Genomic DNA, 26,750 nt, shown 5'->3' with positions numbered 1-26,750 from the left:
GGGTCTTTCAGGACGGGCGCCAGTCGGCGTTGGCGCCGCACAGCACCAGGCACGGATGCTCTCCGGGGACCTTGCCGGCGAGCCAGGCGGCGAAGGGCACCGCCGCGGCCGGTTCGACGGCCAGGCGCAGCTCCTCCCACAGCCGGTCCCGGGCGGCCAGGATCTGCTCGTCACCGACCAGGACGCACGTGGTGGGCCGGGCCCGCAGCAGGGCGAACGGCAGCCGGCCCACGCGCGAGGCGCCCAGTGCGGAGGCGGCCACGGAGTCCACCGGCGCCTCGACCGGCTCGCCGGCGGCGAACGCCGCGTGCAGGGCGTTGCAGTGCTCGGGTTCCGCCGCCACCAGGGCGCGGCCGGGGCCGAGGGCCAGGCCGACGCCGGCCGCCAGGCCCGCGCCGCCCACCGCCACGGCGACGGTGTCGCAGTGGGGGGCCTGCTCGATGATCTCCAGCCCGACCGTGCCCTGCCCGGCGATCACCTCGGGGTGGTCGTAGGGGTGCAGGAAGGCCGCGCCCGTGGCGGCGGCCTCGGCGCGGGCGGCCTCCTCGGCCTCGGCGTAGCGGTCGCCGCAGCGGACGACCTGCGCGCCGGCGGCGGCGATGCGGCGCACCTTGACCTCGGGGGCGGAGCGCGGCACGTAGATCCGCGCGGGGACGCCGCACAGGCGGGCCGCCTCGGCCACCCCGAGCCCGTGGTTGCCGCCCGAGGCGGCCACCACCCGGTGGACGTCGCGGCCGCCGCGCAGGGCGTTGAGCGCGCCGCGGAACTTGAACGAGCCGGTCACCTGCAGGTGCTCCAGCTTGAAGGTGACGGGACGGCCGTCGATCCGGGTGGTCAGCACCGGGGTGCGGCGCGCATGGGGCGCGATCCGCTCCGCCGCCGCCCGGACGTCTTCTGTGGCCGGCAGGGCTTCGATGGTGTCGCTTGTCATGCCCAGGAGTCTCGTCCCCTTGCCCCTTAAGCACCAGTAAGGATCTATGGGAAGCCTTTAGAATCGCTTAATGGCGCTGAGCATCACCGGGTTGCGCGCTTTGGTGGCGGTGAGCCGGGCCGGGTCCATCACCGCTGCGGCCGAGCAGATGTCGTTCACCCCCTCGGCCCTGTCGCAGCAGCTGGCCAAACTGGAGCAGGAGGGGGGGTGCCCGCTGCTGGTGCGGACCGCCTCCGGGGCGCATCCGACCGAGGCCGGCCGGGTGCTGCTGCGGCACGCCGAACGCGTGCTGGGCGAGCTGCGGGACGCCGAAGAGGCGGTGCGCACGGCGGCCGGCAGGCAGCCGCAGCACCTGTCGGTCGGCACGTTCGCCAGCGCCGGCAAGACGCTGCTGCCGGAGGCGCTGGCCGCCTTCCGCCGGGTCAACCCCGGGGTGCGGCTGTCGCTGCTGGACCTGGAGCCGCCGCGCGGCTACGACCTGGTGACCTCCCGGGACCTGGACCTGCTGGTGACCCACCGCTACCCCGGCGGGTCCCTGCCCGCGGCGCCCGGGCTGCGGCGCGAGCTGCTTTTGACCGACCCGCTGCTGGTGGTGCTGCCGCCCGAGCACCCGCTCGCCGACCGGCCCGCCGTCTCCTTCGCCGACCTTGCCGACGAGGAGTGGATCTCCGGCGAGCCCGGGGTGCACAACCGGGTGTGCCTGGAGACGGTCGCCGCGCAGACCGGTGTGCCGGTCCGCACCGCCTACGAGACCCACGACTATGAGGTGACGCTGGCGCTCATCGCGGCGGGCATCGGCGTCGCCCTGGTGCCCAGCACCGCCCTGCGGCACACCGCCTCCCCCGCCTTCGCCGCCCGCCCGCTGCGCGGCCTTTCCCTGGCCCGCGAGATCTACATCGTGCATCGCCGCCGTCCGCCCCGCCTGGCCGCCGACCTGCTGGGGATCTTGCAGCGCTTCGCCGGGGAGCTGTCCCGGGAGCTGCCCGTCCGGGGGAAGGGAGATGAGGCGCCCCCTGACGGCCTGCCGGGAAGTCCCCTCGGGCCGGCCGTTTGAGACAAGGCCGCCACGTGAGCGCGGGTCAGGCGGCGCGCAGGGAGCCGGAGGCACGGCCGATGGTCAGGCGCCCCTCCTCCAGCACCCCGACCCGGTCGGCGGCGCACGCCTCGTCCAGGTCGCGGGTGGCCAGCAGGATCGTCACCCCCGCACCGGCCAGGTCCCGCAGCAGCCCGCGGATCGCGTGGGCGTCGGTGGCGGGCAGGCCCGCGGTGGGCTCGTCCAAAAGCAGCACCTCGGCGCGGCCCACCAGGGCCAGCGCCAGGTCCAGCCGCCGCAGGCCGGCCGGGCCCAGCCGCTCAAAGCGCGTGCCGGCGCGGCGGTCCAGCCCGACCAGTCCCAGCACCTCGTCCCGGTCGAGCGGGTTCACCGTCCAGCGGCGCCAGGCGTCGACCACCTCGGCGACGGTCAGGCCCGGGAACAGCCCGCCCTCCCGCCACACGGTGCCCACCGGCAGCCGCTCCGAAGGCGCATACGGGTCCGCTCCCATGACCCGCACCGTCCCGGACATGGGGCGCCGGCACCCGGCGACCGTCTCCAGCAGCGTCGTCTTCCCGGAGCGGTACCCGCCCAGCAGCGCGTAGACGGTGCCCCGCGCGACGGTGAACGAGACACCGCGCACGGTCTCGACCCCGCCGTGCCCGGCGGTCAGCTCGCGTACCTCGATCACATGGTCGCTCATGGCGTCCATGCTTCCCGCGCACGGCGGGAACGTGCAGTCACGAGCGTCAGGAACCGGCCGGGATATTCGCAGGCTCAGGCCATGACATATGTCAGGGTGCGGGGGCCAGGATCTCCGGGGTCAGCTCCTGCGGCCCAGTGAACCCGGAGAGCATCATGGTCAGCTCCAGCTCGGCCAGCAGGCAGCGCAGCACGTGCCGCACGCCCGCCTGCCCGGCCAGCCCCAGCCCGTAGGCGTACGGCCGGGCCACCAGCACCGCCCGGGCGCCCAGGGCCAGCGCCTTGACGATGTCGGCCCCGGTGCGGATACCGCTGTCGAACAGCACCTCGGCCCGCTCCCCGACCGCCTCCACCACGCCGGGCAGCGCGTCCAGCGCCGCCATCGCCCCGTCCACCTGGCGTCCGCCGTGGTTGGAGACGATGACGCCGTCCATCCCGGCGTCCACCGCGCGGCGGGCGTCGTCGGGGTGCAGGATGCCCTTGAGCGCGATGGGCCCGTCCCAGTGCTCCCGCAGGAACGGCAGGTCGTCCCAGGTGAGCGTGGGGTCCCCGAAGTCGGCCACCCACTGCAGGATCGCCGCGTCCCGGTTGGCGTCGGTGATCGGGCCGCCCACCGCCTTCTGGAAGGCCGGGTCGGTGAAGTAGTTGGCCACTCCGATGCCGCGCAGGAACGGCAGGTAGGCGGTGTCCAGGTCGCGGGGCCGCCAGCCCATCGCGTGGGTGTCGAGGGTGACCACCAGCGCCGTGTAGCCGGCGGCCTTGGCGCGCTCCAGGAAACTGGCCGCCACGTCCCGGTTCTTGGACCAATACAGCTGGAACCAGCGGGGCGAGCCCTCTCCGCTCGCCTCGGCCGCCTCCTCCATGGTGACCGACGACACCGAGCTGAGCACCATGGGCACGCCCAGCTCGGCCGCCGCGCGGGCCACCCCCGGCTCTGCGTCCGGGTGCAGGATCGACAGCACCCCGATCGGCCCCACCACCAGCGGGGCGGGCATCGCCGTGCCCAGCACCCGCACCGAAAGGTCCCGCCGGGAGGTGTCGCGCAGCATCCGGGGGACGATCCGCCACCGGTCGAAGGCCGCCCGGTTGGCCGCGGCCGTCGCCTCGGCGCCCGCCGAGCCGGCCACATACCCGAACGCCCCGGCCGGCAACCGCCGTTCGGCCAGCTTCTCCAGCTTGGTCAGGTCGGTGGGCAGCTCGGGGCGGACGTCGCCGAGCCCGTTCAGGTAGATCTCGTTCTGGAAGTTCGCATGCGAGCCCATCGCCACCTCCACCGGCCGTCATGTCGGGGACGTCTCAATGTGCCACGAAATGTGCCACGAGAGGTCCCCGGCCGGGAACGACCGGCGCGGGCACGCCCCGTGCGGCCGAAACCGTCCCCGGGACCGGCCACAATGTGGGCATGGCACGACGCGGATCCCCAGCACCCCCTCCCCCGCCGGACTTCGAGGAGAACATCATCGACGTCGATGTCTCCGAGGAGATGCGGGGCAGCTTCCTCGAGTACGCCTACTCGGTCATCTACAGCCGGGCCCTGCCGGACGCCCGGGACGGGCTCAAGCCCGTCCAGCGCCGGATCCTGTACTCGATGAACGAGATGGGGCTGCGGCCCGACCGCGGCCATGTCAAGTGCGCCCGGGTCGTCGGCGAGGTGATGGGCAAGCTGCACCCGCACGGCGACAGCGCCATCTACGACGCCATGGTGCGCATGGCCCAGCCGTGGGCGATGCGGATGCCGCTGGTGGACGGGCACGGCAACTTCGGCTCGCTGGGCGGCGACGACCTGCCGGCCGCCATGCGCTACACCGAGGCCCGCCTGTCCAACGAGGCCATGTTGATGGTGGACGCCATCGACGAGGAGACCGTCGACTTTCGGCCCAACTACGACGGGCAGGAGCGCGAGCCGGAGGTGCTGCCCGCGGCCTTCCCGAACCTGCTGGTCAACGGGGCCTCGGGGATCGCGGTCGGGATGGCCACCAACATGGCCCCGCACAACCTGGGGGAGGTGGTGGCCGCCGCCCGGCACCTGCTGGAGCACCCCGACGCCACGCTCGAGGAGCTGATGCAGTTCGTGCCCGGCCCCGACCTGCCCACCGGCGGGATCATCGTGGGGCTGGAGGGCATCCGCGACGCCTACGCCAAGGGCCGGGGCACCTTCCGCATGCGCGCCACCGCGCGGATCGAGAACGTCACCCCCCGCCGCAAGGGCATCGTGGTCACCGAGCTGCCCTACGGGGTCGGTCCCGAACGCGTCATCGCCAAGATCAAGGACCTGGTCCAGGCCAAGAAGCTGACCGGCATCTCCGACCTGAAGGACCTCACCGACCGCACCACCGGGCTGCGGCTGGTCATCGAGGTCAAAAACGGCTTCAACCCCGAGGCCGTGCTGGCCGAGCTGTACCGGCTCACCCCCATGGAGGAGACCTTCGGCATCAACAACGTGGCGCTGGTCGACGGCCAGCCGCGCACGCTGGGCCTGCGGGAGCTGCTGCAGGTCTATGTGGACCACCGCCTGGAGGTGGTGCGCCGCCGCAGCGAGTTCCGCCGCCGCAAGCGCCAGGAGCGGCTGCACCTGGTCGAAGGGCTGCTGGTCGCGCTGCTCAACATCGACGAGGTCATCGCGATCATCCGCGACAGCGACGACTCCGCCCAGGCCAAGCGGCGCCTGATGGAGACCTTCGAGCTGTCGGAGATCCAGGCCCAGTACATCCTGGACACCCCGCTGCGCCGGCTGACCCGCTTCGACCGGCTGGAGCTGGAAAAAGAGTCCGAGCAGCTCGGCAAGGAGATCGCCCGGCTGACCGCGATCTTGGAGTCCGACCGCAAGCTGCGCAAGCTGGTCGCCAAGGAGCTGGGCGAGGTGGCCAAGAAGTTCAGCACCCCGCGCCGCACCGTGCTGCTGGAGTCCTCCGGGCAGACGGCCGCCGCCGTCCCGCTGGAGGTCCCCGACGAGCCGTGCCTGGTGCTGCTGTCCTCCACCGGGCTGCTGGCCCGCACCGCCGGCCCCGGCCCGCTGCCCGCCGAGAGCGGCAGCGGCCCGCACGATGTGCTGGCCGCGGTGGTGCGCGCCACCACCCGCGGCGAGGTCGGCCTGGTCACCTCCGCCGGACGGATGATCAAGGTGGAGGTGCTGGACCTGCCGGCGCTGCCGCCCGGCGACGGCCCGCCGTCACTGGCCGGCGGCGCCCCGATCAGCGAGTACACCACGCTGGCCGACGGGGAGCGCGTGGTCGGGCTGGGCTCGCTGACCGGACACGGCCCCGGCCTGGCCCTGGGCACCGAACAGGGCGTGGTCAAACGGGTGGTGCCCGACTACCCGGCCAACCGGGAGGAGTTCGAGGTCATCTCCCTCAAGGACGGCGACCGCGTGGTCGGCGCCGTGGAGCTGGCCTCCGACGAGCACGACCTGGTCTTCATCACCAGCGACGCCCAGCTGCTGCGCTATGCCGCCGCCAACGTCCGCCCGCAGGGCCGCGCCGCCGCCGGCATGGCCGGCATCAAGCTGTCGGAGGGCGCCCGCGTCATCTGGTTCGGCACCGTCGACCCGGACCGGGAGTCCCGCGTGGTGACGATCGCCGGTTCCTCCGCCGCCCTGCCCGGCACCCAGAACGGGGCCGTCAAGGTCTCCGACTATGCGGTCTTCCCGCGCAAGGGCCGCGCCACCGGCGGCGTCCGCTCCCACCGCTTCCTCAAGGGCGAGGACGTCCTGCTGCGGGCGTGGGCCGGTCCGGCCCCGCTGCGCGCCGTCTCCGAGGCCGGCAAAACCGTGGAGCTGCCCGCCGAGCTGGGCCGCCGTGACGGCTCCGGGGACAAGCTCCCCACCGCCATCGCCGCCATCGGCGGCGCGATCGGCTCGCTCCTGCCTCCCCTGCCCGAGGAGCCGCCCGAGCCCTCCGCCGAATAGCCACCCGTTGCTCCCGTGGCCGCTCCCGGCCACGGGAGCAACGGTCATCGCCCCGGTTTCCGCTGGGCGTTCTCAGAACGCTCCGGACGCCTCGGCGTGGTCCCGGTGTCCAAGACGATCCCGAACGGCCCGGGCAGGTCGAGCTTGTCGCCGACCGGCACGGCCGCCATCGGCGAATAACCGCCCGGCTCCGGCCCCGAATACAGGGTGATCCCGGCGTCCCGAGGGTCGATGACCAGGTAAATCGGGATCTCGCTGCGCGCGCAGGCGCTCCGTTCGACCTCATGGTCGCCGTGCCCGCTGGACGGAAGAGGCGACCTCGACCGCCGGCAGCACGTCCTTGGCGAAGATCAGCCATTGATGATCGATGGATTCGTCCAGTGGGCAGAGAAGGGATCCGGCTGCACCTTGTCGGAGGTCTTCGCTAGTTCCACTGCGCCATGGGCCAGCAGATCCCAGTCCCGTTCCGCGCACAGGCCCAGTAGCTCCGCCGTCAGCCAGGTGACGACGCGGTTGTGCAGCTTGATCGGCATCGGGTTCACAATGAGCCGCTCATCGAGCAGTTCAGCCCGCAGCCCCGGCATGTCGAACGACTCGTAGATCTCCCCCAGGCGCAGGCGCGTGGACTGCTCGCCCATCTCGGGAGCCACCTCCTGCCGGACCATCGCAAGGAGCATGGCTCTGCCCTCTCCCGTTCTCCCTGTCACGTGCTCCGTGTCAATCTGGACACGAAGCGCACTATCCAAGGTCGACAGAAGACAGCAAATTTCTGCAGATCAGCACCAACTCACTATAAGCGCGCACGACAAACTCTCAGATCAGGAAAAGCACACTCCTGTTCACAGTTCCCTTTGAAGACGGCCCGCGAAATTCGTTCGGAGTTAGGCCGGCCAGTGAGGCTTTCTCGATGGGCCTTTTCGACACGCCGTTCCGGAGGTCGCCTGCTGGGGCGCTACATCCGGGAACTCCGCTGTGACCTGCGACATCATGGCGCTGGAAACCGCCCTAGCCCCGTCCTAGACCTCGAAGGCCACGTACCGAAAGGCGCCCTTGCGCCGGATCGCTCTCGACTGGGGCGACAGCACACCGGCGCCGTTCCGATGGGCGCCGTGCACCCGGATCACCCTCCTCATTTCGATGAGAAAACCTCAGTTCCGGTACACGCGGCTACAGCGGTCTGCCGTGACCCACCGGAAGTCGACATGGCGGCAGGTGAGCAAGGGCCGAGCACGCACATCTCGACACAAAAACCCTCACCATGATTTCAATACTGCCGTAGTTTTACCGGGAAATATGTCCTGGACCTCAGGAGCACCACGAGCAGCGCCCCTTTCCCGGTGAACACCGAAGGCCGGGAGCGGCGGGCCGGCGGCCCCCACCCCAAGGTCCGCCTCGGGCGGCCTGCCGCTCCCGGCGGCCGGAGGACGCCGAAGGCGACGGGCGCAGGCCCCGCGCCGCACTGACGGCGCCCTCCGGGCTCGGCCGGTGAGGACACAAGCACCGGGCCGAGCCGTCGGTGAGCCCTGTCGCCCCGCCGCCACAGCGGGTGCCCGCTTCCGGGGCGTCCCGCATGGCGGCGGGCAGGGCGAGTTCAACAGTCCGGTTCGATCGCCTCCCGTATCGGAGGGAAGGCTCCGGCTTGTCGGGCACGCACGGCCGGGAGGCGGCCTCGGCGGCCCGTTCCCGCGGCGTTTTCGGTCGCGTCCCCTCCGGGCAGACATGCAGGCGGACGCCACGGCACCCTTCGGCGCCGAAAAGGGGGGTGGAAAGTCCGGCTCCGGCAGGTCTTTTCACGCCGGCCGGCAGGGCGCGCACGTCGCCTCGGAGGGTTGTCGCCACGGGGGCGCGGTCAGCGCGGACACAGAGCGCTGGCCACGCGACAGAAGTCGATGTGGCCTCTGCTGGTCAGGCGCTTGTTCGACGGCACGCAACGAGCGTAGGCACACCCCGCACAAGAAATCAACTTTCTAGATAGGAAATATTTGAAAAGCTCAGTCGGGCGGCGGGCCGACTCTGTCAGGATGGTGTCATGGCCATCGCTTCGTTCATGGTTCCGCTCGGAACGCCGGCTCCCGACTTCACGCTCCCGGCGATCACGGGCGGCACGGTGTCGCTGAAGGACCTGTCGGGCGCCCCCGCGGTGCTGGTGATGTTCCTGTCCAACCACTGCCCGTACGTGCGGCGGATCGAGTCCGCCCTGGGCTCGGTCGTGGCCGGATACCGGGACAAGGGCCTGGCCGCCGTGGCCATCTGCAGCAACGACGTGACCAACTACCCCGACGACGGCCCCGACCACCTGCGCGAGCAGGCCGAGCGGGCCGGCTTCACCTTCCCCTACCTGGTGGACGAGACCCAGGAGGTGGCCAAGGCCTACCGGGCGGCCTGCACTCCCGACTTCTTCCTCTACGACCGGGACCTGCGCCTGGCCTACCGGGGCCAGTTCGACGGCGCCCGGCCCGGCAACGACGTCCCCGCCGACGGCAGCTCCCTGCGCGCCGCCATCGACCTGGTGCTGGCCGGCAAGACCGTGCCCGAGCCGCACGTCCCCAGCCTCGGCTGCGGCATCAAGTGGAAGCCGGGCAACGAACCGGCCTGACCTCGGCAGGGCGCTTTCCGCGGATGGCCGGGGTGAACCGGACCGGCAGGGCCTGCAGCCCGCACGTCCACGGTGAGGGCCGCCACTGCAGGTGATCGGACGGCCCCACCGGCCCGATGTCCGGTCCACCGGCACCGCCGCCGTCTTGGCGATGATCTCGGCCAGTCCGACCACCGGGCACGGGCAGCCATGCCCGCACGACGGATGGGCGGCTGCCCGTGGAGCGGGCGGAGCGCTGTGGACGCGCCCGCGGGTCCCGGGCCCGCCGCCGACCCAAAGATCACGCCGAACGCGGCGTCCGGACGGCTCACGATCGTGCACGGCCCCGCACCCGATGTGGTTCCGGTGCGCGTCCGGCGCCAGAGCACCTCGCTCAGCGCCTGGACGGTCCGCCGCAGCGGCGTGCGGCCGGGCGGGCCTGCTGCCCCAGAGGTTTTCCGAGTCCAACGAGCACCCGCCTCAAGGCTTCCCGGTCATACGGTCGGCGAAGGCCTGCCTACGGTGATGCGACCGCTGCCCAGCAGGTCCCGCGGCAGGATCTTCACCACGCCGACGGGCAAGCCTCAGCTCCACCACCGCGATTTCGTGTAGCCGGTGCGCCCGGACGGCGCCCTCACGGCTGGGCGGTGCGCGGACGCGGGGGGCGCGGCGCCGAGGCGACCGTGCGCTCCGCCGCCTCGGCCAGCAGTTCCAGCAGCTCGCCCGGGTGCTGCAGCCCGCCGTCATAGCACCAGTTCCGGACGATGCGCTCGCCCTCCCCGCCGGGGTCGAACCGGCCGCCGGAGAAACAGCCGGCGACCGCCAGGCGCACCACCACCTGGTCGTGCTCGTCCAGGGAGGCCGCGTACTCCGCCGCGTCGATCAGCGCGATCGCGGCGCGGGCGTTGCGCCCGCAGTCGCTCTCCTCCACCAGGTTGATCCGCCACCGGGCGCAGGTGTGCAGATAGTCCGCGATCAGCTGTGTCTTCGGCACCCTGCGCCCCTCCCCACCCGGCGACCGCCCGGCACGTCTACTGCATTACGTCACTGAACGAACACATTGTGTCCGCGTCTTCGGTCGCGGGCATCGGCCGCCCCGGCGGTTTGACGAGCCTTATGCCGTCCGGCGCCCCGATGTTGGGGTCTGTCACCCGGCGCCGGGCCCAGGCGTGCCGCCGCCTGCGCTCCTGCTCACGATCACCCGGTTGACCAGCCACAGCGCCACCCCGATGGCCACCAGCAGGGCCGCGCGCAGATACACCGCCGCGTCCCTGCCGGTGATCGGCAGGGCCAGCAGCACGCAGGCCACCGCGCCCAGCACCGGCATCCAGGTGGGCGCCCGGTAGTGCCGGTGCGCCACCCGGTCCCGGCGCAGCACCAGCACGCACACGTTCACCGTCGCGAACACGCACAACAGCAGCAGCACGGTGGTGTCGGCCAGCCCGCCGATATCGCCGGTGCTCACCAGGATCACCGCCAGCGCCACGGTGAACAGGATGGCCACCCAGGGCGTGGCCCGGGTGGGATGGACGATGCCGAACACCGCGGGCACGATGCGCTCGCGCGCCATCCCGTACACCAGACGAGAGGCCATGATCATGTTGATCAGCGCGGTGTTGCCCACCGCCAGCAGCGCGATCAGCGCGAACAGCTTGGGCGGGAAGCTCAGCCCGGCCACGTGCACGACCTCCAGCAGCGGCCCGCTGGAGGAGCTGAGGGTGTCGGTGTCCACCAGCACCGTCGCGGTGAACGCCACCGCCACATAGATCGCCACCGCGATCCCCAGCCCGCCGAACAGCGCCCGCGGGTAGTCCCGGGCCGGGTCGCGGGCCTCTTCGGCCAGATTGACCGAGTCCTCAAAGCCCAGCAGCGAGTAGAACGCCAGCGCGGTCCCGCCGAGCACGCCCAGCAGCACCCCGCCCTCGCGGAACTGCAGCGCCCGGCCCGGCTCTCCTTCCCCGGTGGCCAGCGCCCAGGCCCCGATCGCGATGATCACCAGCAGCCCGAACGCCTCGATCACCGTGAGCACCACGTTGACCTTGACCGACTCGGAGATCCCGGCGAAGTTGACCACCGTCACCAGCGCCAGGAACAGCAGCGCCCCCACCAGCGCCGGCAGCGAGACGAACTCGGCCAGGTAGTCGCCGCCGAAGGCGCGGGCCGCCGCGCTCGCCGAGGTGATCCCGCTCATCATCACCGCGAACGCCACGATGAACGTCACGAACGGCAGCCCGAACGCCTTGTTGACATACAGCGCGGCCCCCGCCGCCTGCGGGTACTTGCCGGCCAGCTCGGCATAGGAGGAGGCGGTCAGCGCCGCCAGCACGAAGGCGGTCACAAAAGGCACCCAGATGGCCCCGCCGACCTCTCCGGCGACCTTGCCGACCAGGGCGTAGATCCCCGCTCCGAGGATGTCGCCCACCACGAACAGCGCGAGCACCTTGCGCCCGATGACCCGCCGCAGCTCGCCGGTCTGCGCACCGGCTCCGGTGACCGCCTTCGCCATCACGCCCTCCCGATGCCCGCGCGGTCAGGCGCCCCCCGCGCTTTCATGATCGACATACCCCGGGCGGCGCGCCCGAACCGCTCTCCCCGCCCAGATCACACCCGGGCGAAGGGACGGTCCGGACGCGCCCCGGCAGAGCGTTTCGCCGTGATCGGCGGGCGCATCCGAACACCTCGCGGCGGCTCGCCGCGGCTTAGGCGTCGATGCGTTCGGCGTCCAGTTCGGCGGCGCCGGCGGTGATGAACTCCCGGCGGGGGGCCACCTCGCTGCCCATCAGCAGGTCGAAGATCCTGGCGGCCTCTTCGGCGTCGTGCAACCGGATGCGGCGCAGCATCCGGCGGCGCGGGTCCATGGTGGTCTCGGCCAGCTGGTCGGCGTCCATCTCGCCCAGGCCCTTGTAGCGCTGGATGGGCTCCTTCCAGCGGATGCCGCGGCGCTCGAACTCCACCAGCTTCCGGCGCAGCTCGGCGTCGGTGTAGCAGTAGACGTACTTGTCCTGCCCCTTCTTGGGGTTGGTGAGCTGGATGCGGTGCAGCGGGGGCACCGCGGCGAACACTCGCCCGGCCTCCAGCATGGGACGCATGTACCGGTAGAACAGCGTCAGCAGCAGGCAGCGGATGTGGGCGCCGTCGACGTCGGCGTCGGCCATCAAGATGACCCGGCCGTAGCGGGCCGCCTCCAGGTCGAAGGTGCGGCCGGAGCCGGCGCCGACCACCTGGATGATGGCGGCGCACTCGGCGTTTTTGAGCATGTCGGCCATGGAGGCCTTCTGCACGTTGAGGATCTTGCCGCGGATCGGCAGCAGGGCCTGGAACTCGGAGTTGCGGGCCAGCTTGGCGGTGCCCAGCGCCGAGTCGCCCTCGACGATGAACAGCTCGCTGCGGTCGTCGGTGGTGCGGCAGTCCACCAGCTTGGCCGGCAGGGCGGAGTTCTCCAGGGCGTTCTTGCGACGCTGGTTGTCGCGGTGGGTGCGGGCGGCGATGCGGGCCTTGGCGGCGGCGACGATCTTCTCCAGCACGGCGCGCATCTGCTGGCGGGCGCCTCGCTTGGGGTTGTCGAAGGCCTCCTTCAGCCCCTCGGAGACGACCCGGGCGACGATCCGGGTGGCCGCCGAGGTGCCCAGCACCTCCTTGGTCTGCCCCTCGAACTGCGGCTCGGGCAGCCGGACCGTGACCACGGCGGTCAGGCCCTCCAGGATGTCGTCCTTGGTGACCGGCTCATCGCCGTTCTTCAGCAGCTTGGTGGCGCGCAGCTGCTCGTTGATGGTGCGCACCAGGGCGCGGTCGAAGCCGGTGACGTGCGTGCCGTGCTTGGGCGTGGCGATGACGTTGACGAAGGACTTGCAGACGGTGTCATAGCCGGTGCCCCAGCGCAGCGCGACATCGACCTCCAGGTCGCGCTCGACGTCGGTGGGGGTCAGGTGGCCCTGCTCATCCAGCACCGGGACGGTCTCGGTGAAGTGGCCGCGGCCCCGAAAGCGCAGCGTGTCGCAGATCGGCTCGTCCTTGGCCAGGTAGTCGCAGAACTCGCTGATGCCGCCGTCGAACTTGAAGGTCTCGGCGACCGGCTCCTCGCCGCGCTCGTCACGGACGCTGATCTCCAGGCCCGGGACCAGGAAGGCGGTCTGCCGCATCCGGTCCATGACCGTCTCGGTGTCGATCCGCGCGTCCTTGAGGAAGATCTGCAGGTCGGGCCAGAACCGCACGCGGGTGCCGGTCACGCCGGGGGGCACCTCGGCGATCTTGCGCAGCCCGGACTTCTTCTTGAAGCGCCGCTCAGGGCCGGGGGCGGCGAACTCCCCGGGCAGGCCGCGCTTGAAGCTCATGGCGTGGGTGTGGCCGTCGCGGTCGACCTCCACGTCCAGCCGCGCCGACAGGGCGTTGACCACGGAGGCGCCCACGCCGTGCAGGCCGCCGGAGGCGGTGTAGGAGACGCCGCCGAACTTGCCGCCGGCGTGCAGCCGGGTCATCACCAGCTCCACACCGGGCAGGCCGGTCCTGGGCTCGATGTCCACCGGGATGCCGCGGCCGTTGTCGCACACCTCATAAGAGCCGTCGGCGTGCAGCACCACCGAGATCTTGGTGCAATGACCGGCCAGCGCCTCGTCCACGGAGTTGTCGACGATCTCCCACAGGCAGTGGGTCAGGCCCCTGCTGTCGGTGGACCCGATGTACATGCCCGGCCGCTTGCGCACGGCCTCAAGGCCCTCCAGCACCGACAGGTGCCGGGCGGAGTAACCGTGGGGGTCGTCATGTGCGGGTGCTTCGGCGGTCACTGCGGTCAACGTGCTTGCGCTCCTCGGGGGTCAGGGCATCGGGCAGAAGGCTACCCCCGCCCGCTGACATTTCACTCAAAGGCTCGCCGCTTCACCGCTCTGACCTGGCAGGAGGCGAAGCGGTGAGTTTCCCGGCACCGGACAACATGTGACGTCGGTCACCTATTGGCCCATTCCGCTCTGGGCGTAGTGAGAACCGGGTTGGGAAGCTCGGCGTCGGGTTAGATGTTGTCCTAAGTACCGACCCCGAGATTTGAGGAAGGTGCCGTGACCGGAGCCCTAGCCCCAACCAAGCCGCTGACGGCCGCCGACCGGTGCGACCGTTGCGGTGCTCAGGCCTATGTCCGTGCGGTCCTGGCGGGCGGCGGCGACCTTCTGTTCTGCGCCCACCACGGGCGTAAGTACAGCGCGTCGCTCCGCGCTTGTGGGGCGGACATCTACGACGAGACCGACCGGCTGATGAAGACCCCGGCCACCGCTCACCGGCAGGAGCGGTAGCCCTTCGATAAAAAGCCCCCGGACGCCCCCGGGGTCATAGACCACGAACGGCGGCTATCACAGCGGTGGCCGCCGTTCGCGCGTGCGTCCACCGCTGACCATGGATCGGGGAGAGCATGCTGATCGTGCTGCCGCCGTCGGAGGGCAAGGCCTCCGACGGGGACGGCCCGCCGCTGCGTCTGGAGGAGCTGAGCTTCCCTGAGCTGAGACCGGCCAGGGAACGGGCGCTGGCGGCACTGGAGCGGGTCTGCCGGCGCGAGGACGCCGCGCACGTGCTGGCGCTGCCGCGGACGCAGGCGCAGGAGGCCCTGCGCCGTAACCGGGAGCTGCGCCGGGCTCCCACCCTGCCGGCGTCCCGGCTCTACACCGGTGTGCTGCACGAGAACCTGGCGCTGGAATCGCTGAACGCCGACGCCAGGCGGGCGGCCGAAGAACAAATCGTGATCTTGTCTGGGCTGTGGGGCGCGCTGCGCCTGACGGACCGGGTCCCGCCCTACCGGCTGGCGATGGGGCTCGCCCTGCCTCCGCTGGGCGCGCTGGCCGCGTTCTGGCGGCCGGCCCTGGCGCGGGCGCTGCGCCCGGCGGGCCTGGTGGTGGACATGCGTTCGGCCCCCTATGCGGCCGCGTGGCGGCCCGCGGCGCCTTGCACGGCCGTACGGGTGCTCCGCCAAAGGTCCGGCCCGGACGGGACTCCCCGGCGCACGGTCGTCAGCCACGCGGCCAAGGCCACGCGCGGCAAGATCGCCCATGACCTGCTCAACGCCGGAGTGGATCCGGCCTCCCCCGAGGAGCTGCTCAAGGCCGTCCGCGATCTGGGCTACACGGCCGAACTGGCCGACGGCGGCGGGCGGCTGGACGTCGTCCTGCACGCCTGATCGCCCCGGCGCCTTCGGCCCGGATCAGGTGATGTCGAGGTTGAGGTTGCGGCAGGCCTTGATGTACTGGTCGGTCTCGTCGCCCAGGTAGCTCCAGGGACGGCCGCTCGGCCGCCCGTAGGTGCGGATCAGATGCTGGCGAGCGGGCCGCCGGGCGTCGGCCAGGTAGAAGGCGGCTCCAAAGAAGTTGTGCGCCTGGATCGTGCGGGGATGGGGGCGATGGCCCTCGAACCACCCTCGTGCGGCGTTCTGGACCTCGCGGATTTCGTCGGCGGAGAACCAGGAGGACGCCCCACGGATGATTCCGGAACGTTCCTGCACAAAATATTCAAAATAGGCCAGCGGGATCAGCGCGGCCCGCGGGTCCTCCTGGGAGGCGGTGCTCATCGCGACCCGGGCGAAGTCGAACATCTCCTCTTTCATACCGCCCCACTGCGGGGAGAGGGTGACGACCCGGGCCACATGCGCCCCGAACAGGGTGGGACAGCGCCGGTAGACCTGCTCCCACAGGGCGTCCTTGTTCTCCCGGTCCATGCCCAGGCCCAGGGCCATCCACATCATGGACTCCCAGGGGACGGGATCGGCGGGGAACAGCTCGGCGGCTCGCAGCAGCGGCTCGTGCGCCGAGCGCATCCGCTTGGTGTAGGCGGTGAAGCCGGAGGCCTGCACCGAACGAGCCCGGGCGTCGGGCCGGATCTTCCACGCCTCCTCGACGCGGGTGCGTCCCAGCCACAGCCACAGGTCGGGATTGCGGGGATCTTCGGCCAGCAACGCCTCGATCCCCTGGCTCAAGCCGACGGCGGCCTTGGACAGCGCCTCCACCCGCAGGGATCGCACCTCCGGGTCGGCACGGCTGTCGGCCAGCAGGGCCACGCCGGCTCTCAGGTAACGGTCGCGGACGGCCTCGACGGCCCGGTCCAGGATGGGGTCCCACCAGGGACGCCCACGTACCAGACGTGCAGTGCGGGATCGTGCTCCAGAAGACCGGTGGCGCACCCGGTCGAGCTCCATCACTCCCATATTGGGGAGCGTAGGAAGAAGCGGAACAGGCAGCGCTACTTACATGTAAATAGTATGTTACGCACCCGCGAAACACTTGACTTGACAATTTTCAACCGGTCAACCACGCGGGCGTCACCCGCCGACGGCGGGGAGACGGCGAGCCCGACGGGCCGTCCCGCAGGGGACGGCTCGCCGGGCGAAGCGCTCAGTCGAGGTAGTCGCGCAGCACCTGCGACCTGGAGGGGTGGCGCAGCTTCGACATGGTCTTGGACTCGATCTGCCGGATGCGCTCGCGGGTCACCCCGTAGACCTTGCCGATCTCATCCAGGGTCTTGGGCTGGCCGTCGGTCAGCCCGAACCGCATCGACACCACGCCCGCCTCACGCTCGCTCAAGGTGTCGAGCACCGAGTGCAGCTGCTCCTGCAGCAGCGTGAAGCTGACCGCGTCGGCCGGGACGATCGCCTCGGAGTCCTCGATCAGGTCGCCGAACTCGCTGTCGCCGTCCTCGCCCAGCGGCGTGTGCAGCGAGATCGGCTCGCGGCCGTACTTTTGGACCTCGATGACCTTCTCGGGGGTCATGTCGAGCTCCTTGGCCAGCTCCTCCGGGGTCGGCTCGCGGCCCAGGTCCTGCAGCATCTGCCGCTGGACGCGGGCCAGCTTGTTGATGACCTCGACCATGTGCACCGGGATGCGGATGGTGCGGGCCTGGTCGGCCATCGCCCGGGTGATCGCCTGCCGGATCCACCAGGTGGCGTAGGTGGAGAACTTGAAGCCCTTGGTGTAGTCGAACTTCTCCACCGCGCGGATCAGGCCCAGGTTGCCCTCCTGGATCAGGTCCAGGAACAGCATGCCGCGCCCGGTGTAGCGCTTGGCCAGCGAGACCACCAGCCGCAGGTTGGCCTCCAGCAGGTGGGCCTTGGCGCGGCGGCCGTCCTCGGCGATCCACTCCAGGTCCGCCTTGTCTTCTTCGGACAGCTGGTCGCCCATGGTGGCCAGCCGCTCCTCGGCGAACAGGCCCGCCTCGATGCGCTTGGCCAGCTCCACCTCCTGCTCGGCGTTGAGCAGGGGAACCTTGCCGATCTGCTTGAGGTAGTCCTTGACCGGGTCCGCGGTGGCGCCCGCCGAGGCGATCTGCTGGGCCGGGGCGTCATCGTCGTCGTCGGTGATGACCAGGACGTCGTCGTCGATGTCGTCCTTGCCGAAGGAGCTCTTGGAGGTCTCGGCGGCCTCGTCCTCCTCCTCGTCCAGCTCGTCCTCCTCGTCGATCACGTCATCGACGAGGTCGTCGGTCAGGTCGACGTCCAGGTCCAGGTCGTCGTCGAGGTCGGTGACCTCGACATCGTCCACCAGCTCCGGGTCGTCCTTGAGGAGGGACGACGCCTTGGCCGAGCCGGCCTTGGCGGCCGTCTTGCGGGTCGAGGTGGACTTCTTGGTGGAGCTCTTCTTGGCCGGCGCGGACTTCTTGGTCGTGCTGCCACGGCTCGTCGAGGCGGAGCTCTTCTTGGCCGAAGTGGACTTGGATGTGGCCTTGCCCGTGCTCTTGCTCTTGCCGGTCTCCTCGCCGACGACCGCGGTCACCGTGTCCGGCTGCTGCTCCTTGGCCGCGGCCGTCGTCTTGGTCTTAGTTCTGCGCCCCGCCGATGTCCGCTTGCGCGAACGCTTCGGCGCCGCGGAGTCGGCAGCGCTCACCATGACGGTCACACCCTCCTTGCTGAGGCTCCGCAAGATGCTGGAGGCCTTAGACACGGGGATGTCGGCCTCCTCGAACGTACGGCGTACGTCGTCGGCTTCGAGGTAACCCTGGGACCGTCCACGCTCGATCAGTTGCCCGATGACGTGCTCGTGCAGATCTGACGCTTTCGAGGTCGAGCTAGCAGGCGACACAAATACCTCTCGAACGAACGTGTGGCTATGACCCAAGTGCCCTGGCGGGCGTGACCCCGCTGGTGGCGGAGCCTGAGCAGCTCGCACTCGGCAGGGCCTGACTGATCGCGCGGCACTGCAGCGTACCCGCTCTCACCAAGGTCAAGCATTGTGGCACGGCCGCACATTCCGCTTCGAAGAGTCCTGCCCGGTACCCCAACCACCTTAGAGGGCATCGGGCGGTCCTCCGTACGCCTGTGCGGTCAGCACGCCCTACTTGGGCGGGACATGCAGGGCCAGCACGGTCACATCGTCCACTTGCTCGTATCCGGCAAGCATCCGATCGACCAGGAAGTCGACGAGTCTCTCCGGATCAGCCACCACCTCCGGTGGGGCGTCGGCCGCTACCGTGACCAGCTCGGCCAGGCCGGCGTCCACCCCCCGCCTACGGTTCTCCACAAGTCCATCGGAATAGAAGACCACAGTGTTGCCGGTTTCGATGGAAAAACTTGTTTGCTGCCGCTGGCTCGGCCAGCCCAGCGGGGTTCCGGGCTCGGCGGTGCTCAGCCGGGCGGGCCGCTCGCCGCCCAGCAGCAGCGGCGGCGGATGCCCGGCGTTGCTGAGCACTCCCTGCCCGGTCTCGGGGTCGATCACCGCGTAGGCGACCGTGGTGAACTGCTCTTCGTCCTCGGTGGCCGCGAACAACCGGTCCAGCCCGGCCAGCACCGCGGCCGGCCGGGGATCGTTGAGCGCCAGCGCCCGCAGCGCGTTGCGGACCCGGCCCATGCCCGCGGCGGCCAGCACGCCCTTGCCCATCACATCGCCCACCGCCACCGCCAGCCGGTCGTCCGGCAGCCGGAAGGCGTCGTACCAGTCGCCGCCGACCTGCACATGCCGGGTGGCCGGGTGGTAGCGGGCGGCCAGCCGCATGGTGGGCACCTGCGGCAGGTCGCTGGGCAGCAGGCTGCGCTGCAGCTCCTCGGCGGTCTTGTGCTCGCGTTCGAACAGCAGCGCCCGCTCCACCGCCAGGGCGCACTGGCCGGCCAGCGCCTCCAGGAAGACCCGCTCCTCCTCGGTGATCTCGCGCGGCCGGGTGAAGGAGAAACGCAGCGCGCCGATCGGGGCTCCGGCCGCCAGCAGCGGCAGCCCCACCCAGGCCCGCTCGTCGGCGTGCCAGGGGAAGGTGGCGGTCTCGTCCCGGCCCAGGTGCAGCCGCAGCTGGTCGGGAGAGCCGGCGGTGAAGGGACGGCCCTCGCGGATCGCCATCGACATCACGGTCGGCTCGTTGATGGAGATGGCGCCGCGCAGCGCCGTGCCGCCGTCGCCGTCCTCGGCCGGGGCGATGATGCTCAGCCGCAGCTTGTCGTCGTCCAGCAGCGCCACCGCCGAGTGGTCGGCGCCGATGGCCGAGCGCCCCACCTCGGTGATCACCTGCACCACCTGGCTGACCGTCAGCGCCTCGGCCAGCATCGAGGTGGCCTGCTGCAGCCGGGCGGTGCGCAGCGCGGCGGCCGACAGCTGCTCGGTCAGCCGCCCGCGCATCTCCTCGGCCTCGCGCTGCCCGGTGACGTCGGTGTTGGCGCCCACCCACTCGACCACCGCATCGCCCCGCCAGATCGGCACCGCCCGCACATCGAAGTACCGGTAGGTACCGCCGCGGGTGCGCACCCGGTAGGAGGCCTCGAAGGGGCTCTGGTCGGCCAGGCACTCCCGCCAGGCCGCCTCCACCCGCGGGCGCTCCTCGGGGTGCACCACGGCCAGCCAGCCGCCGGCCAGGTAGTCCTCGACGCTCTGGCCGGTGACCGCGCGCCACTCCGGCGCGTCCTCGACGACCCTCCCGTCGGCGGAGGTCACCCACACCACCTGGGAGCTGGTCTCCACCAGCGAGCGGTAGCGCTGCTCCCTGCGCCGGATCTGCTCTTCGGCCAGCCTCCGCTCGGTCACCTCCAGGGCGGTCAAGATCACTCCTGCGGACCGCTCGTCGTCCTGGCGGCAGGGAAAGCAGGAACAGGCGTAGTAGCGCGGGCGGCCGCCGGAGGCGTCCTGCTCGCCGTGCGGCACGGCCAGCTCGATGTCGGTGACCGCGCGTTCTTCGGCCAGCGCCTTGCGCAGCGCGGTCTCCACGGTGGTGGCCGGATCGCCCGGCAGCGCCTGCGAGAGCCGCCGGTCCAGCGCGTCCTCGGCCCGCGCTCCCAGGATCTCCAGCATGGCGTCGTTGGCCCGCCGCAGGCGCAGTTCCTCATCGAAGAGCGCGAGCCCCACCGGGGCGTCCTTCATGAGCGCCGCCAGCAACGCCGAGTCGACCGCGTCCAAGCCGGCGACCCGTGGATGCGGCACGGACGTATCGGCGCTCATCTTCGACACCTCCGAATCCTTCGGTCGCCGGTCGGCGGCGCTCATTTTCAAGAGCCTTCCGGATAGCACGGATAGCAGAAGAGCCCGTACCGTGAGGCAAGTCTTCATCACTATGAGTGAATGGGAGCAGGTTAGCGCTCCCACCTCCATCGCAACACCGGTCGGAATCAGGTCTTCATCATCTCGGGGGTTCAGCGCCGAAGGAAGTCCCGTTCGGCAACATGTTCGGACGGCCTTGCCGGCCGCCCATCCCCGGTCACCAGGTGACGGGCGTCCCCCATGCCGCCGGAGAGCTCGGCGGGGCGGCACTCCGACGACGGGCGGCCGTCAGAAGATCCTACGCCGTACGGCACCGGCGGGTGGGCGAGACGGCGTTACCCGGCTGCGCGCTTTCGATCACGGACAACATCGGTGACCGGTTCCGGTCACTTTGCCAGACAAGCACCCTATAACAGGTGATTTAGGAAGAACTTTGCTGCTTTTCCAACAGCGCCGGAAGGAGCACTGCTCCCACACGGCACAGCCAGTAGACTTGGGCGCAATGGACTTCGGAAATCTTCTTAGGGTGTACGTGTAGCGACGAGCCAGGCAAAGCGCAATGTCGCGCTCGTAATCCGACCATGGAGGTTGACCAGCGTGACAGCCTCCGCCGACCCGACGGGACCCGAAACCGAATGGCCGGCTCTGCTCGACGTTCAGGCACTGCTGGAGGAGGGGTGGCGCCCCACTCCCTTCCAGCAGTTCGTCTTGAAGATCCACAGCCGCTGCAACCTGGCTTGTGACTACTGCTACATGTACGAGATGGCCGACCAGGGCTGGCGGCGGCAGCCTCGGCGTATGAGCAGGCATGTCCTGGACCATGTCGCCTGGCGAATCGCCGAGCACGCCCGTGCCAACGAGCTGCCGGAGGTCACCGTCATCTTGCACGGCGGCGAACCACTACTGGCCGGTCCGGATCACATCCGGTACGCGGTGGACACCATACGCGCGGCAGCGGGGCCGGATATCTCCGTGCGGTTTCATGTGCAGACCAACGGCATCCGGCTCGATTCGAGCTTTTTGGCGCTGTTCGACGAACTGAACATCTCCGTCAGCGTCAGCCTGGACGGTGACGAGGAGGCCCACGATCGGCATCGGCGGTGGGCCAACGGCCAGGGCAGCCATGCCGCGGTGATGGAGGGCCTGCACAGGCTGACCGATCCGGCCTACCGGCATCTGTTCAGCGGCCTGCTCAGCACCATCGACCTGCGCAACGATCCGGTCTCTTGTTACGAGGCGCTGCTGAAATTCGAGCCGCCGGGCATCGATTTCCTGCTCCCCCACGGCAACTGGGACGCCCCACCCCCCGGACGTGTCCCCGGCGACCCGGCCACGCCCTACGCCGACTGGCTCATCGAGATTTTCGAGCACTGGTACCGGGCTCCGGTCCGCAAGACCCGGATCCGGCTGTTCAGTGAGATCTTCCGGCTGCTGGTGGGCCGGCCTTCGAGCAGCGAGTCGGTCGGACTTTCGCCGGTCGCCGTCGCCGTGGTGGAGACCAACGGCGCCATCGAGCAGGTCGATACGCTCAAGTCCGCCTACCACGGCGCCGCGGGAACCCCGCTGCACGTCGCCCGGGATTCCTTCGACTCTGCGCTGCTGCTGCCCCAGATCGCAGCCCGGCAGATCGGCCACCGCGCATTGGCCGCTCAGTGCCGTTCCTGCCCGCTGCAACGGGTCTGCGGCGGGGGGCATTACACGCACCGTTACCGCTCCGGTACGGGCTTCGCCAACCCTTCGGTTTATTGCCCGGACCTGTTCCGCCTGATCACCCACATCCACCAAGTGGTCGCCAAGGACATTGCGACGCTGATCCAGCCCTCCTCCTGACCATGCCCATCATGCGGAGGAAATATTCGATGGATTTCAGCAGACACCACGTCCCCAAAAAAGATTTCTTCGCCTTGGCCGCTGGAGGAGGTGGAGCACGCGCCCTGACCGCACTGCATGCGGCGCAACGCAGCAAACGCATGCTGCTGATCCATGGTGTGCAGAACGCTGCGACCAAGGTCGGCCACGCTGAGGCGGATCAGGCCCGGCACGCCTACCGCCTGCTGGCCGACATCGAGCAAACCCATCCCGCCCAGACTTGGTCTGTGCTGTCCTACCCCCTCGTGGGGGTGTGGGCACGGCGCACCCTGCTGGCACTGCTCGGCGAGCAGGGAGATCCGAAGACGGCCCGCCCAGGGGAGCTGGCGGCCCTGGCCGCCGCGGCGGCCGTCCGGGCACGACGTCCCTGTACGGTGGAGGTCCCGGTGCGCGAGGGTGCCGTCATTCTTCCCTCTCTGGGGCGCGCACTGCTCCCGGGCCAGGACACCGCATTGGTGCGATCAGGCCCCAACCGGTCCGAGGTGATCGCGGCAGGCGTCACCATTACGATCCCCAGCGACCCGCACGAAGACGGACCCGGCTGGCAGGCGCTACGCCGGCTGCGCGCCCAGTGGCAGGGATCCCGGGTGGAGTTCCTGCTGGACGACCATGACCCCGACCGCGCCCCTGGGAGCGCCCCTTTGGACCGACGGCTCACAGATGAGGAGCTGCGGTACTGGCGGGAGACGCTCCAGCAGGCCTGGCGGATTCTGTGCAGCGGGCACTGGACCACCGCCGAGGAGGTCGCCTCCTCCATCACCGTGCTGACTCCGCTCACCCCGCCCAAGCAGGGCCAATCCAGCGCCACGCCCCGGCACGCCTTCGGCAACGTGGGGTTGTCGACCCCGCCCGACCCCCACTTCTTCGCGGTGACGCTGGCCCACGAGGTGCAGCACACCAAGCTGTCGGCGCTGCTGGATGTGGTCCCGCTGACCCTGCCCGACGACGGCAGCCGCTACTACGCGCCCTGGCGGGAGGATCCCCGTCCGGCCGAAGGGCTGCTGCAGGGCACGTACGCCCACCTCGGGATCGCCGGCTTCTGGCGGCGCCAGCGCGAACGCGAGTCGGGCCCGCTCGCCCTGCGCGCCCACAGCGACTTCGCCCGCTGGCGGGAGGCGGCGGACCTGGGCGCCCGGACCCTGCTGGCCAGCGGCCGGCTCACCCCCGAAGGCGAGGCGTTCGTCGCACGGATGCGCCGCACCCTGCGCCCTTGGCTGGACGAGCCGGTGAGCCGTCCGGCCTTGGAGCGCGCCCACGAGGCTGCCCGCCGTCACCTGACCCGCTGGCGGCTCCGCAACGGGGAGCCCTCTTTGCTGCCCGCCTCCTGAAAGGAGATCCGCCCGGTGTCTCGCGGGGGGAGACGGACACCGGGCGGACCTGGCTTCGGATCAGATGGGCGGCGGGTCGAAGTCGGCGTCCAGGTACCGGCGTTCCTGGGCGACCACCGCGTCCGGGTGCTCCAGCCCCAGCGTTCTGGCGTAGGCGTCGATGGTCTCTTCGTACAGCCGCTCGGCCTGTTCCTCCTCGCCGGCCGCCCGCAGGGAGACCGACAGGTTCGCCGCGCACAGCAGCGTCATCGGGTGCGTCTCGCCCAGAAGCTTGCGCAGCCTGCGCAGCGTGCCCTGACCGAGCCGGCAGGCGTTCTCCAGATCGCCCAGCACCGCCAGGTCGCTGGCGAGGTTGGTGGCCACCGTCAGCGAGTAGTGGTGGTCCCGCCCGAGCTTGCTCTCCAGGCCCGCCAATGCCTTCTCGTTGGTCTCCCGGGCGCCTTGAGCGTCCCCGCACACCCGGCGCAGCAGCGCCAGGTTGCCGTAACAGCCGTGTTTGAAGGGATGGTCGCCGCCGTACGCCTTGGAGTAGCGCCGGGCCGTGTCGGCGGCCAGCTCCATGGCCTCATCCAGCCGCCCCACCGTCCGCTGGATGTTCGCCAGGGCGATCGCGGCGGCCAAGGTGTCGGGGTGGTCGATCCCGAACAGCCGGAAGTGCCGGGAGTGCATCTCCTCGGCCACTTCCAGGGACTTCTCATAGTCGCCCGCGCGTCGCCAGGCGATGGACAGGTCCTTGGCCGTCCGCAGGGTCCACGGATGATCGGCGCTCAACTGCTCGATGCCGTAGTAGTAGGCGTCCTCGCCGAGGTCGCAGGCCTCCGCGTAGTCACCGCACAGCCGTACCGCACGGGCCAGCCCGGTCCACGCGTTCAGGACGGTGGCCGCGCCGGCGTTCTGCTCTCCGGAGTGCAAAAGATCGAACACATCCTGATGCAGCTCCCTGGAGCGGGCGTAGTCGCTGTTGAGCCCGTAGTCCAGTGCGAGGCTGTTCATCGCTCGCAGGGTCGCGATGTTCTCCCTGCCGAAGACCTCCTCGTGCAGTCTGAGGGACTCGGCGTCATGTTTCAGCGCCTCAGCGAACTCGCCCCGGGCCCGCAGGTCGGCCCCCAGCGAGTTGGTGAGGTTGACCACCTCTGGATGGCTCTCCAAGCCCCGTTCCCGAGCGGCGTCGAGTGCGGCCCTGTTGATCTCGTAGGCGGCGCTGTACTCGCCGAGAGCCCGCAGGATGTTGCCGAGATGCCGCCTGGCCGCCAGAATGCGGAGGTCTTCTTGGCCGGCGTTGGCCGCCCACTGATCCAGCAGCTGATTGACCAGCCGGCGGGCCGAGGCATAGTCACCGGACATGTACAGGTATCGCACCATGTTAAGGGCGAAGTCACGGATCGCCGGGTCCTGGTTCTCCCGCACTCCCGACGGCTCGATGTGCCCGACCAGCTGCTGGTATCTGCCCCAGTTATTAGTGTCCTCGGGGTCTTCGGGCACGAACTGGGCAAGGAGCAGGTGCACCTCGTTGCGGATCCGCGCCCGCTCGGCCTCGGACAGCTGATCGCGCAGCAGGGCCTGAATCAGCCGGTGCACCTGGATCGTGCGGCTGGCCAAGTCGATGCGCACCAACGCATAGCGGCCCAGTTCCCCGATCGCGCGGGTGAGCCGGATGCGATCTTTGAGCAGTGCGGACAGTTTGGGGCCCAGCCCCGGGTGGGCCCGGAAGAAGACGTCCCGGGGAATGGGTTCGGGTCCGAAGAAGGCACAGCACCGCAGCAGTTCCACTGCTTCGGGCATCTTCTTGTTGAGGCTGTTCACCGACAGCGCCCATGCGGCCGTCATCGACACCGGGTATTCGCTGGGCTTGCCCTCCGACAGCAGCTGGCTGGTGCGCTCGCGCAGCAGCCGCAAGTACTCACTGGCCGACATGCCGGTCTCCGCCTGCAGCGCGCCCGCCTGTTCCAGGGCCAGCGGCAGATCTCCCAGCGCCTCCGCAAGGTCGTCGGCGTCCTGCGGGCTGATCGCCCGCGGCACTCGCTTGCTGAGAAACTGCACGCTTTCTTCCCGGGTGAACACGTCCACCGGGAGGGTTTCGGCCACTCCCTCCCAGCGCTGGTTACGAGAGGTGATCAGCACATGGCCGGGCCCGCGGGGAATGACATCGTTGATGTCCTCGGGCTCGTGAGCGTTATCGAAGATCAACAACCAGCGCGAGTAGGGATCTCCCCGGCGCAACGCCGCCAGCACCGCCTCGGCGGCCTCCTCCGTTCCCATGATCGAGGCCGAGGGAAGGCCCAGGTGCGGAGCCATCGCCGCCAGGGACGAACGGACCAGGATGGGCTGATCCGCCGGGATCCACCACACCAATTCGTACTCGGACCTGAACCGCCAGGCGTACTCGATCGCCAGCTGGGTCTTGCCCACACCGCCCAGGCCTTGCAGGGCGTGTGGAACCACCACGGTCACCTGCCCGCTGATGTTCCGCCGCAGGGTGGCCAGCAGCTCTTCCCGCCCGGTGAAGTTCTTGTTGCGGGGCGGGATCTTCCCCCAGACCTCAGGGACGGCAACCGACGGCCCGCCGGCCCCGGTGTATCCTCCCCGCGTCATGCCCTGCCTCCGCTCCCAGACCCCGCAACAGACCTCTGAACAAACATCCTAAGCTCTGTTAACGGAGCATCCCATAATAAAGATAGCGATCATGAAAAGGATCCCCTTGCGCCAAGTCTCATGCGCGCCCACCCCCAATTTAGGACAACACATTTTCCATTTTTGGCCATCCCATAATCCGGGCACGGTGTCGCTAATTTCAGGGCCCGGAGTGGCCATACCCGGCAACATGGGGCGCCATGAATGCCGCAGCAAGGCATAGGTGACCGCCACAGAGGAGCAAGGTCCCGCCATAGGAGGAAACCGCCTCCTATTCCCTGATCGATCTGCCAGCATTACCTCTGAGTCAACTCGAGCGACCGGCGGGCACGTCCGACCATCCATCGACGGTCCCGCAGTCCG

Annotated in this window: 18 protein-coding genes; 7 read left to right on the top strand and 11 right to left on the bottom strand. The window is 70.1% G+C overall.

Features of this window, described 5'->3' with window-relative positions; all coding sequences use genetic code 11:
• Positions 1-7: 7 nt before the first annotated feature.
• The gene (locus tag TCUR_RS08000; RefSeq protein WP_012851982.1) at positions 8-931 is read right to left on the bottom strand and encodes a threonine/serine dehydratase; all 924 of its coding nucleotides are present in this window, start codon (positions 929-931) and stop codon (positions 8-10) included.
• A gap of 70 nt (positions 932-1,001) precedes the next feature.
• Between TCUR_RS08000 and TCUR_RS07995 the strand changes: the two genes are divergently transcribed.
• Positions 1,002-1,985 carry a LysR family transcriptional regulator gene (locus tag TCUR_RS07995; RefSeq protein WP_012851981.1) on the top strand — a complete coding sequence of 328 codons (984 nt, stop codon included), beginning with the start codon at positions 1,002-1,004 and terminating at the stop codon, positions 1,983-1,985.
• Positions 1,986-2,010: 25 nt separating this feature from the next.
• Here TCUR_RS07995 and TCUR_RS07990 read toward each other — a convergent pair whose 3' ends face one another.
• Entirely contained in the window at positions 2,011-2,667 is a 657-nt protein-coding gene (locus TCUR_RS07990) for an ATP-binding cassette domain-containing protein (protein ID WP_012851980.1), read from the bottom strand.
• Positions 2,668-2,758: 91 nt separating this feature from the next.
• Positions 2,759-3,928, bottom strand: coding sequence for a lactate 2-monooxygenase (locus tag TCUR_RS07985; protein WP_012851979.1), 1,170 nt, complete (start codon positions 3,926-3,928; stop codon positions 2,759-2,761).
• 140 nt (positions 3,929-4,068) lie between these two features.
• Between TCUR_RS07985 and TCUR_RS07980 the strand changes: the two genes are divergently transcribed.
• Positions 4,069-6,570, top strand: a complete 2,502-nt coding sequence (locus TCUR_RS07980) for a DNA gyrase/topoisomerase IV subunit A (RefSeq protein WP_012851978.1) — start codon at positions 4,069-4,071, stop codon at positions 6,568-6,570.
• Between the two features lie 350 nt (positions 6,571-6,920).
• On the opposite strand, the gene TCUR_RS07975 is transcribed toward TCUR_RS07980, so the two are convergent.
• Entirely contained in the window at positions 6,921-7,235 is a 315-nt protein-coding gene (locus TCUR_RS07975; protein ID WP_148232955.1) for a PDDEXK family nuclease, read from the bottom strand.
• 1,364 nt (positions 7,236-8,599) lie between these two features.
• On the opposite strand from TCUR_RS07975, the gene TCUR_RS07970 reads away from it, so the two are divergent.
• Positions 8,600-9,166: a thioredoxin family protein gene (locus TCUR_RS07970; protein WP_012851974.1), complete on the top strand. Its 567-nt coding sequence runs from the start codon at positions 8,600-8,602 to the stop codon at positions 9,164-9,166.
• Positions 9,167-9,779: 613 nt separating this feature from the next.
• Here TCUR_RS07970 and TCUR_RS07965 read toward each other — a convergent pair.
• From TCUR_RS07965 to TCUR_RS07955, 3 genes are all read right to left on the bottom strand, one after another.
• Positions 9,780-10,139 carry a hypothetical protein gene (locus tag TCUR_RS07965; RefSeq protein ID WP_012851973.1) on the bottom strand — a complete coding sequence of 120 codons (360 nt, stop codon included), beginning with the start codon at positions 10,137-10,139 and terminating at the stop codon, positions 9,780-9,782.
• 153 nt (positions 10,140-10,292) lie between these two features.
• A complete protein-coding gene (locus TCUR_RS07960; protein WP_012851972.1) occupies positions 10,293-11,651 on the bottom strand; it encodes an APC family permease in 1,359 nt (452 codons plus the stop codon).
• 193 nt (positions 11,652-11,844) lie between these two features.
• Positions 11,845-13,926, bottom strand: a complete 2,082-nt coding sequence (locus TCUR_RS07955; protein WP_425358359.1) for a DNA gyrase/topoisomerase IV subunit B — start codon at positions 13,924-13,926, stop codon at positions 11,845-11,847.
• 267 nt (positions 13,927-14,193) lie between these two features.
• On the opposite strand from TCUR_RS07955, the gene TCUR_RS07950 reads away from it, so the two are divergent.
• Positions 14,194-14,424 (top strand): DUF7455 domain-containing protein, encoded by a 231-nt coding sequence (locus TCUR_RS07950; protein WP_012851970.1) that lies wholly within the window; start codon positions 14,194-14,196, stop codon positions 14,422-14,424.
• A 116-nt stretch (positions 14,425-14,540) separates the two neighbouring features.
• A complete protein-coding gene (locus TCUR_RS07945; RefSeq protein ID WP_012851969.1) occupies positions 14,541-15,299 on the top strand; it encodes a YaaA family protein in 759 nt (252 codons plus the stop codon).
• 24 nt (positions 15,300-15,323) lie between these two features.
• Here TCUR_RS07945 and TCUR_RS07940 read toward each other — a convergent pair whose 3' ends face one another.
• From TCUR_RS07940 to TCUR_RS07930, 3 genes are all read right to left on the bottom strand, one after another.
• Positions 15,324-16,319 (bottom strand): hypothetical protein, encoded by a 996-nt coding sequence (locus TCUR_RS07940; protein WP_012851968.1) that lies wholly within the window; start codon positions 16,317-16,319, stop codon positions 15,324-15,326.
• 187 nt (positions 16,320-16,506) lie between these two features.
• Positions 16,507-18,186 (bottom strand): RNA polymerase sigma factor, encoded by a 1,680-nt coding sequence (locus tag TCUR_RS07935; protein ID WP_012851967.1) that lies wholly within the window; start codon positions 18,184-18,186, stop codon positions 16,507-16,509.
• A 252-nt stretch (positions 18,187-18,438) separates the two neighbouring features.
• Positions 18,439-20,520: a SpoIIE family protein phosphatase gene (locus tag TCUR_RS07930; RefSeq protein ID WP_012851966.1), complete on the bottom strand. Its 2,082-nt coding sequence runs from the start codon at positions 20,518-20,520 to the stop codon at positions 18,439-18,441.
• Between the two features lie 636 nt (positions 20,521-21,156).
• Here TCUR_RS07930 and TCUR_RS07925 point away from each other — a divergent pair.
• Entirely contained in the window at positions 21,157-22,389 is a 1,233-nt protein-coding gene (locus tag TCUR_RS07925) for an FxsB family cyclophane-forming radical SAM/SPASM peptide maturase (protein WP_012851965.1), read from the top strand.
• A 29-nt stretch (positions 22,390-22,418) separates the two neighbouring features.
• Positions 22,419-23,756, top strand: a complete 1,338-nt coding sequence (locus tag TCUR_RS07920; RefSeq protein WP_012851964.1) for an HEXXH motif domain-containing protein — start codon at positions 22,419-22,421, stop codon at positions 23,754-23,756.
• Positions 23,757-23,816: 60 nt separating this feature from the next.
• On the opposite strand, the gene fxsT is transcribed toward TCUR_RS07920, so the two are convergent.
• A complete protein-coding gene (gene fxsT, locus TCUR_RS07915; RefSeq protein ID WP_012851963.1) occupies positions 23,817-26,348 on the bottom strand; it encodes an FxSxx-COOH system tetratricopeptide repeat protein in 2,532 nt (843 codons plus the stop codon).
• Between the last annotated feature and the right edge of the window lie 402 nt (positions 26,349-26,750).

It is taken from the genome of Thermomonospora curvata DSM 43183 (assembly GCF_000024385.1).
GTDB lineage: Bacteria > Actinomycetota > Actinomycetes > Streptosporangiales > Streptosporangiaceae > Thermomonospora > Thermomonospora curvata.
This window is presented reverse-complemented; position numbering and strand designations above follow the sequence as displayed.